The 15,474-nt window shown below is 47.2% G+C and carries 12 protein-coding genes; 10 read left to right on the top strand and 2 right to left on the bottom strand.

What is annotated here, in order from left to right:
- The first annotated feature begins 8 nt into the window (after positions 1-8).
- The 3 genes from ACFQRK_RS08180 (at position 9) to ACFQRK_RS08170 (ending at position 3,285) form a co-directional block, all read left to right on the top strand.
- Entirely contained in the window at positions 9-1,487 is a 1,479-nt protein-coding gene (locus ACFQRK_RS08180) for a sialate O-acetylesterase (RefSeq protein ID WP_379005438.1), read from the top strand.
- A gap of 64 nt (positions 1,488-1,551) precedes the next feature.
- Complete coding sequence (locus tag ACFQRK_RS08175) at positions 1,552-3,057, top strand: MFS transporter (RefSeq protein ID WP_379005436.1); 1,506 nt, start codon at positions 1,552-1,554, stop codon at positions 3,055-3,057.
- Between the two features lie 3 nt (positions 3,058-3,060).
- Positions 3,061-3,285 carry a DUF6814 family protein gene (locus tag ACFQRK_RS08170; RefSeq protein WP_379005434.1) on the top strand — a complete coding sequence of 75 codons (225 nt, stop codon included), beginning with the start codon at positions 3,061-3,063 and terminating at the stop codon, positions 3,283-3,285.
- Here ACFQRK_RS08170 and ACFQRK_RS08165 read toward each other — a convergent pair.
- The gene (locus tag ACFQRK_RS08165; protein ID WP_379005432.1) at positions 3,282-3,431 is read right to left on the bottom strand and encodes a hypothetical protein; all 150 of its coding nucleotides are present in this window, start codon (positions 3,429-3,431) and stop codon (positions 3,282-3,284) included. The two genes, ACFQRK_RS08170 and ACFQRK_RS08165, sit on opposite strands and share 4 nt — an antisense overlap.
- A gap of 99 nt (positions 3,432-3,530) precedes the next feature.
- On the opposite strand from ACFQRK_RS08165, the gene ACFQRK_RS08160 reads away from it, so the two are divergent.
- Positions 3,531-5,045: a GNAT family N-acetyltransferase gene (locus ACFQRK_RS08160; protein WP_379005430.1), complete on the top strand. Its 1,515-nt coding sequence runs from the start codon at positions 3,531-3,533 to the stop codon at positions 5,043-5,045.
- Positions 5,046-5,056: 11 nt separating this feature from the next.
- Here ACFQRK_RS08160 and ACFQRK_RS08155 read toward each other — a convergent pair whose 3' ends face one another.
- Positions 5,057-5,299, bottom strand: a complete 243-nt coding sequence (locus ACFQRK_RS08155; protein ID WP_379005428.1) for a helix-turn-helix domain-containing protein — start codon at positions 5,297-5,299, stop codon at positions 5,057-5,059.
- 238 nt (positions 5,300-5,537) lie between these two features.
- Here ACFQRK_RS08155 and ACFQRK_RS08150 point away from each other — a divergent pair, with 238 nt between their 5' ends.
- From ACFQRK_RS08150 to ACFQRK_RS08125, 6 genes are all read left to right on the top strand, one after another.
- Positions 5,538-6,065: an RNA polymerase sigma-70 factor gene (locus tag ACFQRK_RS08150; RefSeq protein ID WP_379005426.1), complete on the top strand. Its 528-nt coding sequence runs from the start codon at positions 5,538-5,540 to the stop codon at positions 6,063-6,065.
- A 62-nt stretch (positions 6,066-6,127) separates the two neighbouring features.
- On the top strand, positions 6,128-7,297 hold the full coding sequence (locus tag ACFQRK_RS08145; protein ID WP_379005424.1) for a FecR family protein: 1,170 nt from the start codon (positions 6,128-6,130) through the stop codon (positions 7,295-7,297).
- Positions 7,298-7,451: 154 nt separating this feature from the next.
- On the top strand, positions 7,452-10,916 hold the full coding sequence (locus ACFQRK_RS08140) for a SusC/RagA family TonB-linked outer membrane protein (RefSeq protein ID WP_379005422.1): 3,465 nt from the start codon (positions 7,452-7,454) through the stop codon (positions 10,914-10,916).
- Between the two features lie 15 nt (positions 10,917-10,931).
- Positions 10,932-12,866: a RagB/SusD family nutrient uptake outer membrane protein gene (locus ACFQRK_RS08135; protein ID WP_379005420.1), complete on the top strand. Its 1,935-nt coding sequence runs from the start codon at positions 10,932-10,934 to the stop codon at positions 12,864-12,866.
- Positions 12,867-12,884: 18 nt separating this feature from the next.
- Positions 12,885-14,096, top strand: a complete 1,212-nt coding sequence (locus ACFQRK_RS08130; RefSeq protein ID WP_379005418.1) for a DUF4959 domain-containing protein — start codon at positions 12,885-12,887, stop codon at positions 14,094-14,096.
- A 23-nt stretch (positions 14,097-14,119) separates the two neighbouring features.
- Complete coding sequence (locus ACFQRK_RS08125; protein ID WP_379005416.1) at positions 14,120-15,349, top strand: DUF4998 domain-containing protein; 1,230 nt, start codon at positions 14,120-14,122, stop codon at positions 15,347-15,349.
- Positions 15,350-15,474 lie beyond the last annotated feature (125 nt).

Raw genomic sequence — 15,474 nt, 5'->3', positions numbered from 1 at the left:
ACAAAAAAATGAACTCGACTTTCCATATCGCTTTCAAATGGTTACTTGGCATCTGGATGGTAATCCCTTTAGTGGGTTCTGCCCAGCAGCGGGATAGCAGCCTGCACCTCTACATTTTGATGGGACAATCGAATATGGCCGGCCGTGGACCGCTGACCGAAGCGTATAAATCCATGGGACATGAGCGGGTACGGATGTTTGATAAGCATCAGCAATGGCTGCCGGCAGCACATCCTTTGCATTTCGATAAGCCCAAAGTGGCGGGGGTTGGCCCGGGGCTTTCGTTTGGCATTGCCATGGCCGAAGCTTACCCGGACGCTACCATTGGATTGGTGCCCTGCGCCGTGGGAGGGACAGCGATTACCAAATGGGCTCCCGGTGTATATGACAAACCATCGGATACCTATCCCTATAACGATGCGGTGATCCGCATTATGGAAGCGATGAAATATGGCGTGGTAAAAGGCGTAATCTGGCACCAGGGCGAAGGGGATAGTAATCCGGAAGCCGCATCGCTGTATATGGATCGGCTGACTGAATTTATTCAGCGGATACGGACAGTGGTCGGCAACCCGAGTTTACCCTTTGTTGTGGGAGAATTGGGTAGATACCGAAAAAACTATGAGGCGGTCAATAAGCAACTGCCGAAGTTACCGGATGCTGTGCCGAATACCAGGGTGGTCTCTTCGGAAGGATTGTGGCACCATGGCGATGGCACGCATTTCGACAGTCCTTCGGCTTCTGAATATGGGCGGCGCTATGCCGTCGGTATGCTGCAGCTTCAGGGAAAGCAACCCAAGGTGGCCATCGATGCCGTAGGGAGCGGTGTTACGCGTCTTACCGAAAAAGAACGCGAAGAGGGCTGGGAATTGCTTTTTGATGGACAGGATCCAACGATCCGGTGGCGGAGTGTGCAGGGCGACCGATTTCCTTCGACGGACTGGGTGGTCAAAGACGGTGTGCTGACGCTGTTACCCGGGCCAACAGGCGGTGACATCGTTACTCGTGAGCAATTCTCGGATTTCGAATTGGTGCTCGATTTCAAGCTGGCCGATTCTGCAAATACGGGTATCAAGTATTTCGTTGCGCCGCTTGAAAATGCCAAGGGAAAAGTGGAACTAAATGGTCCGGAATACCAATTGATTGATGATTTTAAACATGCATCTGTCAAAAACGGCAAAAGTCCGGAGACCAGTACGGCCTCTCTTTATCTCCTATACCGGCCCAAACGGAAGATGCTCAAGCAGGGTGAGTGGAATGAAGCCAGGATCGTCGCCAAAGGTATGTATGTGGAACATTGGTTGAATGGACGGAAGGTGCTCACGTATGAACGCGGTTCGCCGGAATTCAGGAAGCGGGTTGCGGATACGAAGTTTAGTGGATATCGGACGTCGTATGGGGAGGCGGATGCCGGGTACATCCTCCTGCAGGATCATCATGACGCTGCTTATTTCAGGAATATCAAAATTAGGAGACTTTCTCCGTAAATAATCTTACTTTAGCGCGTTAACAATTTTTAGATAGCTACTTATTCTGTTATAAACCGATTTTATGGAAGAAAACTCTGTTGGAAGCGTTCCCGCGTCCTCCAAAAAGACTTTATGGAAAGTGATTGGTGCATCTTCATTGGGCACGTTAATCGAGTGGTATGATTTTTACATCTTTGGTAGCCTTGCCATCATCATTTCTACCAAGTTTTTTCCACCGGACAACCCTACCGCCGCCTTTCTATCCACGTTAGCGACGTTTGCTGCCGGTTTTGTGGTGCGGCCTTTCGGAGCTTTATTTTTCGGTCGCCTAGGGGATATCATCGGCCGGAAATATACCTTTATGGTTACGTTGCTATTGATGGGCTTGTCGACATGTGCTATCGGACTCGTGCCGGGGTATGAAACGATCGGTTTTCTCGCACCGGTACTCGTACTCGTGCTACGCCTATTGCAGGGGCTTGCTCTCGGCGGAGAATACGGTGGTGCGGCAACCTATGTGGCCGAGCATTCCGAACCGCATAAACGAGGTTTTCGGACTTCTTGGATACAGACGACAGCTACCTTCGGGCTATTTATCTCCCTTGCAGTTATTATGCTCACAAAGAGTAGTATGTCGTCAGAGGCGTTCGATAATTGGGGATGGCGCCTCCCTTTCCTGCTGTCATCGGTGATGGTGGTTGTATCGTATTTTATCCGGCGTAATATGGACGAATCTCCGTTATTTAAAAAGGCGAAGAGCGAGGGAAACACGTCGACGAATCCCTTGAAGGAATCGTTCGGAAATAAGTTCAATTTTAAATTCGTACTGCTCGCGCTGTTCGGCGCAACGATGGGACAGGGGGTGATATGGTATACCGGTCAATTTTATGCGTTGTCTTTCCTTCAGAACGTATGTCATGTGGATTTCGATCAGACCAATTTCATTATTGGTGCCGCGTTACTGGGAGGTACGGGTTTCTTTGTCTTTTTCGGATGGTTGTCCGACCGGATTGGACGTAAGTCTGTGATGCTGGCGGGCATGCTGCTGGCTATCCTGACCTACCGGCCAATTTATGATCGCATGTATCAGCTTACAGATATCACCTCCAAACAGGAATTGGTGGATCAGCAGCGCAAAGAAGGAAACACGACGGTAAAAGTATACGACGACGGAAGTACAGCTACCTCCGTAACGGAAGGTGAAACGACGAAGACGACCGTGCATGTCGGGCAAAGCGCATTTTGGTCCCTTGTGTTGCTGGTATTCATCCAAGTATTGTACGTGACCATGGTGTACGGTCCGATCGCTGCTTTTTTGGTGGAGATGTTTCCTGTGCGGATCCGCTATACCTCCATGTCGCTGCCTTACCACGTTGGAAATGGTATATTTGGGGGGTTATTGCCGGCCGTGGCAACCTATCTCGTAACCAAAGCGCAAGTGACCAATACAGCTATGCAGCAAGTATCGGAAGCGGCGCCCTATGCCAAACCGCATCTGGCAGGGTTATGGTATCCCATACTGATCGCCGGTGTTAGTTTCATTATCGGATTGCTGTATCTCAAAAATAAAAATCAAAATATCCAATAGGCCATGAACATAATCAAGCGAATATTAGGTGTTGTTTGGATCGTTCTTGGATTGGCTGCGGGATACTACCTGATCGTTAGCCAAGCCATACCGCAGTTTACAAGCGGTAAAACCGAGGATCTGGTTCCTGCAATCATCTACACGTTTATTCTCATGCCCATCATAACAGGTGGCTTGTGTATTTTCGGGTGGTACGCATTACAGGGCGAATACGATGCCATTGATTAGCCAAAACGCGTCCGGGCTCCGTAAGTAGGCCACGACGCGATGGATAGCCTCGGATACGCATACGTTGCGCCGCACCCGTCGGTCCGTGCCGCCACAAGCCCTCCCGGGATATCCGTAATGCTCCTGGAGCTTCTTGTAGCTTTCAAAATGATTTGTTACGTTTAAGGCAGGATTCGGTAGCTTGCCGTATCATCGCTTTGAACAAAAGCGGCGAACGTGCGGACTGTTTACAACAATTATTTCAAATGAACATCCAGGTCAGAAAATTATCACTCAAGGATTACAACGATTTGATTGATTCCATGAACCAGGCTTACGGCGGAGTAGGGGGGCTCTGGACTCGGAATAATATCAGAGATTTAATCGGCATGTTTCCCGACGGTCAGCTGTGTGTGGATGTCGATGGCCGGGTGGTTGCCTGCGCATTGGCCATCGTGATCGATACACGGAAGACGGATATCACCCATCCCTACAGGGAGATCATCGCGGAAGGGACGTTTTCTACCCACGACCCGGATGGTAATGTACTTTACGGCATCGAGATCTTTGTGCATCCCGAATTCCGTGATTTGCGGCTGGGACGGCGGCTGTATGACGCGCGCAAGGAATTGTGTGAACATTGGAACCTGAAAGGTATCCTGCTTGGTGGCCGCCTGCCTAAGTACCATGAACATGCGGACGAATTATCACCCCGGCAGTATATCGACAAGGTCAAACTCAAGGAAATTTATGATCCGGCGCTCACCTTTCAACTGGCCAATGACTTCCACGTCAAAAAAGTGCTGAAAAACTATCTGCCGGGAGATATCGAATCCCGGGAGTATGCCACGTTGATGGAGTGGAATAACATCTATTACGAACCAAAAACACGAGCGGCATCACCTACCAAACAAACGATCCGCTTGGGGTTGGTACAGTGGCAAATGCGCACGTTCCGGGATATTGCGGCATTTCATGAACAGGTCGAGTTTTTCGTAGATGTTGTGAGCGGATACGGCGCCGATTTCGCGTTGTTTCCGGAGTTTTTCAACACGCCGTTGATGGAGCCCTATAACCATCTGCCTACTACAGAGGCAATGCGTGAACTGGCTAAACTGACCGGGGAAACGAAGGAGAAAATCCAACAACTTGCGGTCTCCTACAATGTGAATATCGTTTCAGGATCCATGCCATTTGTCGATGACGCTAATAGATTGTATAATGTGTCGTACCTCTGCCAGCGCAATGGAAAGATCGAAGAATACAGAAAGGTGCACATCACGCCGAACGAAACCAAATATTATGGGATGTATGGCGGCAATGAAGTTCGTGTCTTTGATACCGACTGTGGAAAAATCGGTATTTTGATCTGTTACGACGTGGAATTCCCGGAACTCGGCAGAATACTGGCGGATCAGGGAATGCAGATTTTGTTCGTGCCCTTTCTGACAGATACGCAAAATGGCTATATCCGGGTTAGGAACTGTGCGCAGGCGCGGGCAATCGAAAATGAATGTTACGTAGCCATTGCCGGTTCGGTAGGCAATTTGCCCAAAGTCAACAATATGGATATCCAATACGCGCAGTCGGCCGTGTTTACGCCTTCCGATTTTGCATTCCCCAACAACGCAGTCAAGGCTGAGGCTACGCCAAATACCGAAATGGTGTTGGTAGTGGATGTAGATTTGAATTTATTGAAAGAGCTCAATCAATACGGAACGGTGAAAAACCTGCTCGATCGACGAAAAGATTTATACCGGGTGTCACTGAATAAACCGTAACGTATCCTGAATTATTCGGGTAAATCCGAAAAATCAAATAGCTCATTAATGGCAACGTTTAAAGCAGGTGCCAATTGCATTAATGTATAAGCGGTTGGGTTTGCTCCGTTGACTTCATATTCGCTGATGATTTGTTTGTCCTTACACCCCGCTTTTATCGCTAGTTTTTCTTGGCTAAGTTTTGCCGCTTTACGAAGCTGCCTGATGCGTTTACCCATTTTAATTTTAAATTCTCCGATTGCCATTGTTTCCATCAGGGAAAGCTGAAAATAAAATGGCAATAAAAAGTCATGTTTTATATTGACTTGTTGTAGGTAATTCTTTATCTTTGTGGAGAGCGACCATGGCCATGCGTTTTAATCCAATAACACGTTTGTTACAGGACACCGCAGGATAGTTTTCTGTTTCATTTTAGATAGCATTGTGGCAGATAAATGTGTAGGACGTTTCTGCCCTCACGGACTAACCATAGGAAATAAATCGATTTTGCAAATGTTGTCCAATAAAATGGGAATATCCCAACATACCTTCAATGGAATATTTGAGCGATATTATCGGCCTATTTGTCACTTTGTATTCCAACTGACAAACAATGAACAGCAGGCCGAGGACATCGCTTCGGAGTGCTTCCAAAAGGTGTGGGCTAATCGAATGAACTTCGATGAACTGGCGTCCGTGAAAGCCTTTCTGTACAAAGCAGCTAAAAATGCCGCCATTAACTATTTGAAATCCATGAAGGTACGGTCTACGGCACATACCGAGATTTTATATTTGTCCGAAAACACCGAAGATTTTATTCTGACTAAAATCATAAAGGCCCAACTCCTCGGTTACATCTATGACAAAGTCGAAAAAATGCCCCATAAGGTCAAGGTAGTCTTCAACCTGATTTATCGCGATGGCCTTTCAATAAAGGAGATCTCAGAAAAACTAAATACCTCGGAACAGAATGTCCGAAATGTGAAAACCCGTGCGCTCAACCTGCTTAAGAAATCACTGACATCCAAAAGCCTCGTTTGAAAAAATTCGATTCAATGGGTTGAATTTCCTCGTCAGTTGTTATAGTAGGTAAAGGACCAAATATGAACCCCGAATCGGAGCGGATAGAAGAATTATTCAGGTTGTTTATTGACGGTAGTTTAACCGAGTTAGAGCGAATTGAATTGCAAGGATATTTACAGAAGTATCCCGAGCTGAACGCGCTGTACACGGAGCTTGGCGACGACGATTCTTTTTTGATTCGTGAATGGGCTGATTTCGCCGGACCTAAACAGGAAAAGCCCAAAGAGATTTCGGACGCTAAAACTTTATTTTCCTTTTCTTCGACCCGATTGGTCGCCGGCCTGACGTTGTTTCTTGCGACGTTCGCGGCAGTTTGGTTGTACAGAAGCCATACCGAAGAGATCAGCTCTTTAACTCGAAAAGAACGGTACAGAAACGATATTGATGCGGGTTCAAATAAAGCTGTAGCGACTCTTGCCGATGGCCACACGCTTTTCCTCGGCGATCCATCAACCACGAATGGGTCGCTGCGACGTGACGCACTAGGAGTCGAATTCTCGGAAGGTCAAATCAGATATTTACCCAAAAAGAACGAAAAAACACGGGGTTTTAACACGGTTAAGACCCCAGAGGGCGGTCAATATCGGGTTATCTTACCGGATGGTAGCTCGGCAAAGTTAAATGCAGCATCGAGCATCCGCTTCCCTTCGTTTTTTGATCAAAAACAGCGCGTAGTTGAAATACAGGGAGAAGTCTATTTCGACGTTGTCTCGGACAAAGCGCGGCCTTTTATCGTCAATCTTCCCAGCCTTGCAAAAATTGAAGTGCTGGGAACGTCCTTTAACGTGAAGGCGTACCCGGATGATACAACCATAAAGACAACGCTGGAAGAAGGCAGTGTAAAGTTCAAAGCTGGTGAAGATGCACTGTTGATGAGGTCCGGCGAACAAGTACAGCTGGCTACGCAAGCATCGAACCCCGTGTTGTTAAAACGAAAAGTAGAATTAAGCGCGGAAACTTCTTGGAAAGACGGTTACTTTAACTTTGAAAATGCAGAGTTAAAGACGATCATGACGGAGGTTGCCCGGTGGTACGACGTAGATGTCGAATACAAAACACAGATTACCGAGCAATTCAGCATACTGATGCTTCCCAGGAGCTTTTCGATTTCCAAGCTGTTGGAGCTGCTGGAATTGACAGGTCACGTCAAGTTTTTAATCGAGGGGAGGAGGATTACCGTTATGACATAAAAATACTACCCATGTAAACCTGGAGAAACCACACCGGAGGCAACCGGTGTGGCTGATTCGTCCAGTTCAGTAACACCTATAAAGCTTTGCGATCACTTTTAGGTTATGTGTTATATAGCTAAACGAAATCAAAATTATGCAATTTTTTTCTTTTATGGGGAGAAATATATACGTATCCCCTGTCACTAGTTTTTTATTGTATTTGAAAATCACCGCGTTTTTTATTGTACTCGCTTCCCTTCAAATCCATGCAAAGGGAGTGGCGCAAACGGTCCGCCTGGATATGTCCAACGGCAGTGTAACGGCATTGATGAAAGAAATACAGCGGCAAACCGGATATGCCTTTCTGTATAACCGGAACGATATCAAGGAGCTCGATGCAATCAGTATTTCCATCGAATCCGATAACATCAGCGAGGTGCTGGCCGAAAGCTTGAAAGACCTTCCCCTTGATTTTGTGGTGAAGGAGAACGAGAAGGTGGTTATTCTAAAAAGAGGTGCCACAAAGACACATCGGGAGCGGCTTCTTGCAAACTTCCGGCAACAATCCACGGTTCAGGGAATTGTTGTTGATACGTCTGGAACCCCACTCCCCGGCGTAACGGTGTCGGTGAAAGATCGGACAAGTATGGTCACGAGTACCGACTTAAACGGGCGGTATGTGTTGGAAGTACCTAAAGATGCCGTTCTGGTATTTACGATGGTCGGGTATCAAACGGAGGAAGTGGTCGTAGGCACTCAGCAACAAATCGATGTCGTATTGGAAATATCGGCTTCCATGCTTGACGACGTGGTTGTGGTTGGCTTCGGTACACAGAAGAAGAGGGAAATGGTCGGCTCGGTCACGTCCGTCAGCCCCGACGACCTGAGGGTGCCTTCCAGCAACCTGACCACCGCGCTGGCGGGGCAGGCGGCGGGTGTTATCGCCTATCAGCGCAGCGGGGAACCCGGGCAGGATAATGCCGATTTCTTTGTCCGGGGAATAACGACATTCGGCACAAACACCAATCCCCTGATACTGATAGACGGGATACAACTCACACCAAATGATCTTGCCCGCCTCCGGCCAGACGATATTCAGAGTTTCTCCATATTGAAAGATGCCACCGCAACAGCGCTGTACGGTTCCCGCGGTGCAAACGGGGTGATTCTGGTTACTACCAAACAAGGTAAGGAAGGTCCGGCGAAATTTTCATTCCGCTTCGAAAATTCGATATCGGCGCCAACGCGGACGGTTGATGTCGCTGATCCGGTGACGTATATGAAAATGCATAACGAGGCCATCCTTACCCGGGATCCCCTAGGAGAAATCCTATACCGGCAGGAAAAAATCGAAATGACGGATGCAGGTAGGTATCCGCTCATTTATCCCGCGAACGACTGGCAGAAGATGCTGTTTAAGGAGTATACGATGAATCAGCGGAGTAATGTGAATGTCAGCGGCGGTGGCGGCGTCGCACGTTACTACGTTGCCGGCTCATTCAATCGCGACAACGGCATCCTCAACGTCGACAAACGCAATAATTTCAACAACAACATCGCCATCAATAATTACGATTTGAGATCCAATGTGAACATTGACCTGACCAATACCACCGAATTGATTGTGCGTCTGAGTGCTAATTTCGAAGAATACAGCGGGCCTTTGCGTGGAGGAGCCGAAATGTATAATTTAATGGTGCATTCCAATCCGGTGCTTTTCCCTGCTTATTACCCGGCCGACGAAGATTTCCAATATGCGCAGCATATTCTGTTCGGCAATTTCAACAACAGCAAAATCAATCCCTATGCGGAAATGGTTCGCGGTTATAAAGAGCGGTCGCGCTCACAGATATTGGCGCAGGTCGAGTTGAAGCAGGATCTGAATTTTCTTACGGAGGGATTGTCTGGCCGGGGGATGCTAAATATCAGCCGCTTATCACAATTTGCGGTCAACCGGTCATACAACCCATTTTATCACGAAATCAGCCGCTATAACAGACTGACAGGAGATTACAAGTTAGTAGAAACCGAGATTGGTACTGAATATTTGGGATACGGCGAATTGCCCGGGGAAAGACAACAGTATTCTTCGTTTTATTTTGAAGGGGCCTTAAACTACGTCCGTGATTTCGGGAAAAACAACCTCAGCAGTATGTTGGTGTTCCAGGCACGGGAAACATTGACCGCCAATGCAGGGTCGTTACAGTTGTCGCTTCCTTCCCGGAATGTGGGTTTGTCGGGGCGGGTAACGTATTCGTATGACTCCCGTTATTTTGCTGAGTTTAACTTTGGTTACAACGGAAGCGAACGTTTTGATATCAATAACCGTTTCGGCTTTTTCCCATCGGCGGGCGCGGCATGGCTCATCTCCAACGAAGCATTCTGGGAAGATATCAAACCCGTGGTCAGCAACCTGAAGCTGCGCTATACATACGGCTTAATCGGGAACGACCAGATCGGTTCAGCCGAAGACCGTTTTTTTTACCTTTCCGAAGTGAACATGGATAATACCGGAAGACGAGCCATTTTCGGATCGGAATACAACACCGTTTATAACGGAATCACCATCAGCCGGTACGCCAACCCCTATATCTCTTGGGAAAAATCCTATAAACAGAATTTCGCGCTTGAATTGGGTTTGTGGAATGAACTGAATATTGTTACGGAGTATTTTACCGAAAAACGAGACAATATCCTGATGACGCGGGCAAGTATCCCCAATACCATGGGCTTGACTGCCGTTCCGCGAGCAAACGTAGGGGAGGCATCAGGCAAAGGTGTGGATGTGATGCTGGAATACCAAAAAAGCTGGAATCCCGATTTTTGGTCTTCGGCACGCGCAAATTTCACCTATGCAACCAGCCAATTTGATGTCTATGAAGAACCGGAATACAAAGAACCCTGGCGCTCAAGAGTTGGCATGTCGCTAAGTCAGGCAACCGGGTACATTGCCGAACGGCTTTTTGTCGACGATGAAGAAGCGGCCAGTTCGCCTCCGCAAAAAGTAGGTACTTCTAAATATGGTGGCGGTGATATCAAATACCTGGATGTGAACCGGGATGGTCAGATTACCGAAGCGGATAAAGTACCCTTGGGTTACCCTGAGGTTCCTGAAATCGTTTACGGATTTGGGGTTTCCATGGGATACAAAGGGTTTGATTTCTCGGTGTTTCTACAGGGTGCTGCCCGGCAGTCGTTTTGGATAAACGCGCACAGTACAGCCCCCTTTCTTGGTGACGCACAGATTCTTCAAGCCTATGCCGACAGCTATTGGTCGGAGGAAAACCAAAATCTATATGCTACCTGGCCCCGATTGGATATTGCGGTCAACACCAACAATGTCCCGGGAGCTTATGTTGACGGAAACGGTGTACAACAATGGCCCTCAGACCAACGCAACACCTGGTTTATGCGCAATGGTAATTTCCTGCGCGTTAAGCAGGCGGAGTTGGGCTATACCGTACCCAGTCAGTTAACCGAACGGATCAAGATGAATAATCTCCGGATCTATCTCAGTGGAACCAACCTGCTTGTTTTCAGTAAATTTAAAATGTGGGACGTGGAAATGGCCGGCAATGGCTTGGGATATCCCAATCAGCGAGTGTTTAATATCGGGGTAAATTTTGCTTTCAACTAGTTAAGTATAAGCGACATGAAAAAATTAAGATTTATAATATTTGCCGCTGTATTGGGCTTAACCGCTTGCGGCAATTGGCTGGACGTTGTACCCGACGGGATTGCTACCTTAGACATGGCATTCAATTCGAGAACACAAGCCCGCAAATATTTGGCGACCTGTTATTCGTATATGCCAAAAAATGGTGGAGCTGGCGATCCGACCACCTTGGGAGGCGACGATATCTGGACGAGAAGAACTACCCATTTTGCTAATCGTTTTTCACTTGCCGGTCTGGATATAAGCGAAGGATTACAAAATGCGACCAATCCGGTGCTTGCCAGATGGGGCGGTATGTATGAGGCATTACGTGTCTGCAATACGTTTTTGGAAAACGTCGATTTAGTCCCTGACTTACCAGCTTGGGAGCGGGAACAATGGGCCGCTGAGGCGAAAGTGTTAAAGGCTTATTATCATTTCAGTTTGGTGCAGATGTACGGTCCCATACCCCTGATCCGGGAAAATATGCCGGTGGACGCGGATGTGTATGCGGTGAAAGTCGAACGGGAACCGGTAGATGAATGTTTCAATTACATCGTGCAATTACTGGATGAAGCATGTGCCGGCGATATGTTGCCCACGATCGTACTCGATCCGGCAAGCGATTACGGACGTATTACCAAACCCATCGCGCTCTCGCTGAAGGCCAAAGTATTGGTAACGGCGGCAAGCCCCTTGTTCAACGGTAATAATGATCAGGCGACATTGAGGAACCATGACGGTACACCCCTGTTCGACGCCGAATTCAAGTCCGAAAAATGGGCCGCCGCAATGGCCGCATGTAAGGAAGCGATTGATATTTGCCATGAAGCAGGGATGATGTTGTATACGTTTGAAGATGCGGCTGACCGATACAACGATACAACCGTCTTGAATGTCACCCTCCGGAACGCGTTTAATTTGCGTTCAAATAGCGAAGTTATCTGGGCAAACACACAAATGATTTCAATTCCCACAAGTGGGGGAATGATCCATGCATCCATGCCCAAACTAAATCCGGATTATATCAATAGTAATGACGTTTGCCAGTGGTTAGGTATGCCGATCAAAATTGCCGAAATGTTTTATACGGAAAATGGCGTACCGCTTGCCGAAGATAAGACGAGAAATATCGGGGATCTTTATAACTTAAGAACCGCACAGGCAGCGGATAAACTTTATATACGGCAGGGAAGAACCACGATCGATATGCATTTCGACCGTGAACCCCGTTTTTACGCATGGGTTGGCTTCGATGGCGGTGTGTGGTTCGGGGCAGGGCAATATAACGATAAGGATGCATCGTCGTTGCGATACCTGGCCTTTAAAGTGGGCGAAACAGACGGCTCGCAGGGACAGGGTAACTGGACCGGCTATATCCCCAAAAAGTTCATCCCGTATGAGGCACAGTTTAATGCGATCAACAGCATATCTTCACCCAGTTATGCCTGGCCTGTCATGCGGTTGAGCGATCTGTATCTATTATATGCTGAAGCGATAAACGAAGCCGAGGGTCCTAACGGAGCCAATAGTGCAGAACTGTTTCGATATATCGATTTGGTTCGCAACCGTGCCGGCTTAAAAGGAGTGAAGGAATCGTGGGATAACTACACCAATAACCAGAAATACAACACTCAGGCTGGTATGCGTTCAATTGTACAAAAGGAACGCTTAATTGAACTTTCGTTCGAAGGACAACGCTTTTGGGATATACGACGTTGGAAAACTGCGCCGACCGAATACCACACCCCGCTGCAAGGGTGGAACATGACGGTGTCCACCGTTGATGGGACGGAGGAAGAAGTCAACCGGATGATGTACCAACCACAGCTTTTATTAAATCAAAAATTTGGTATCCGCGATTATTTCTGGCCAATCAGAACCAGCGATATTGAAGTGAATCCAAACTTAGTGCAAAATATTGGGTGGTAACGATTAACATAATACATCATGAAAAATAGGATTATAGCTGTCAGTATCTTACTAATGTCGATGCTATGGATCAGTTGCAAGGAAGAGGGTCGTATTGATTTTATCGACGATACTGCGGAAGCCCCCGGTCAGGTGACCAATGTAACCGTAGAAAACAGACCGGGAGGAGCCGTATTGAAATATACGTTGCCCGTAGATCGGAATCTGCTTTATGTTCGTGCAGAATATGAAATCAAACCGGGCGTAATACGTGAAACAAAATCTTCATACTTCAAAGATTCCTTGGTGCTAGAAGGATTCGGTACCCCGGACACGTACGACGTTAAACTATTTTCGGTCGGTAAAAATGAGAAAGAATCAACGCCTTATATTGTACAAATTAACCCAACGACGGCGCCCGTACAGCTGGCAACGAAGAAGTTCAGGGATACGTTCGGAGGGGTAGCAATCGATTTCGAAAACCCTGAAGAAGAAAATCTGGCCATCGTGTTGATGGCGGATACGGCAAATTTGGGGTATATGAGCGAATTAATCACATACTATACTTCTACGCCAAAAGGAACGTTTACCTATCGCGGTGTTGACGGATTGGATCCCGAGAAACAAGAATTTGCGATGTACATTCGCGATAGATGGGGCAATTTATCCGATACCGTGACCGCTGAGGTGACACCGTGGTTTGAAGAGTTTATTCCCAAATCTACATGGAACGCGTATACCCTGCCTGGCGATATACCTCCGGTTAATTCGGGTTACCCAACGACAAGAATATGGGATGAGAACTATGATCAGGACGGATTTCATGGTTTGGAAACCCAAATGCTTCCTCACAATATCACGTGGGATCTGGGAAGGACCGTCAAACTAAGTCGGTTGAAATATTGGCCGCGCAAGCATACGGATGACAGATGGGCCAGAGGACATGCCAAAGTATTCGAAATATGGGGTTCTGTTTCACCCAATCCTACGGGAGAACTTGACGACAGTTGGATACCGCTTGGGCGATTTGAGAGTTTGAAACCATCCGGGCCTGGAGCACAGATCACCGAGGAAGACAAAGCTTTCGCCGATGAGGGCATCGAATTTGAATTTGGCGTGACTGATTTCGCCCCAAATCCTTTCACCCCAGTCAGGTATATTAGGTTCAGAACCGTATCTACTTATGCCAATGCATCATTTTCGACGGTTCACGTTTTGGAATTGAGCTTTTGGGGAGAATTAATCAATTAAACTTAATTCATTAAAAATCATTTATGATGAAGAATGCACTATTTGTCATCTTTATTGGGGTCATTTTGGGATTCTCTTCATGCGATAGCCAAACGGATATTTACGAAGGCTATATTGTTCCGAACGGATTGATATATCCGGGGCCGGCACTTGAACCGATTGCACATCCGGGCAATAATCGCATCAAAATATCGTGGCTGAGAGGTACCGATCCCAGAATACAGAAAGCAAAGATATTCTGGAATAATTACACCGACTCGGTTGAGCTGCCGGTGGCTGCAGACATGGATACGGTCAGCTATATTATCGAACCGATTAGTGAAAATACCTATTCATTCATGATTCATACCTATGACGACGAAGGGAACGTGTCTATCCCTATTGAAGTAATGGGTACGGTGTATGGCGATAATTACCGGGGCATGCTGACCAATCGTTTGTTGAAGAGTACCTATTATGATGGACAAGATGTTAAACTGAATTGGGGAACAGGCGAAAGTTCTGAAGTCGGTATTAAGCTGACTTGGACGGATATAAACGGTGAAAGCCGTACCACAGATGTCGATACATCGGAAACCGAAACGCTGCTTCCAAATTTTAACATCAATAAGCCGTTATCCTACAGTACGACACATAAACCGGACTCGCTGGCAATTGATGTATTCCAGGCGCCAGCGGTCGAAACCATGATTGATCCGGTGGTATTGATTCCGAAGACTACCTGGGCTGAAAAGGCGATGCCGGGTGATATGGGAATGAATGGTGGTTTTCCCTTGCCGAATTTATGGGACGGAAACACCACCAATTTCATGCATTCGGCAGATCCTATAGCCTTACCTGGTACCATGACATGGGATCTAGGCCTGAAAGCAAAGCTGAGTAGGATGAAACTGTGGCCGCGGAACAACAATGACGATCGTTGGACCAGAGGTCATCCAAGGGTATTTGAAATATACGGATCATTAGCCCCCAATCCAGATGGAAGTCTGGACGATAGCTGGACACTTTTGGGCAAATTTGAATGTGTGCAACCGTCGGGCAACGGAACGGCTAATCCTTGGCAGGCGCCTACGAGTGAAGATATTGCGCTTTCTGATAGTGGGTTAGAATTTGAATTTGTACCGGCTAATTCGGCCGATCCCGATGCAACAGTAAGGTACATCCGGTTCAGAAGCCTCGAGCATTTCAATCCTACTCAACCCCCGCGTATTTTACTTGCTGAAATCAGTTTTTGGGGAACGTTGGCAAAATAAAACCCTAATTGTTTTAACCTGCTGCAAATCAACTGGAGTCCGTTGTAGGATCTCTCAAGTTGGCTCGTAGCAGGTTAAGATTAATCCCCCTTTAAGCCGTTTTGAAAGTCCAAAAGGAACCTAGT

Origin of the sequence: Parapedobacter sp. GCM10030251, assembly GCF_042666505.1 — a bacterium.
Taxonomy (GTDB): Bacteria; Bacteroidota; Bacteroidia; order Sphingobacteriales; family Sphingobacteriaceae; genus Parapedobacter.
The sequence above is the reverse complement of the archived record's forward strand: the minus strand, read 5'-3'. Positions and strand labels throughout refer to the sequence as shown.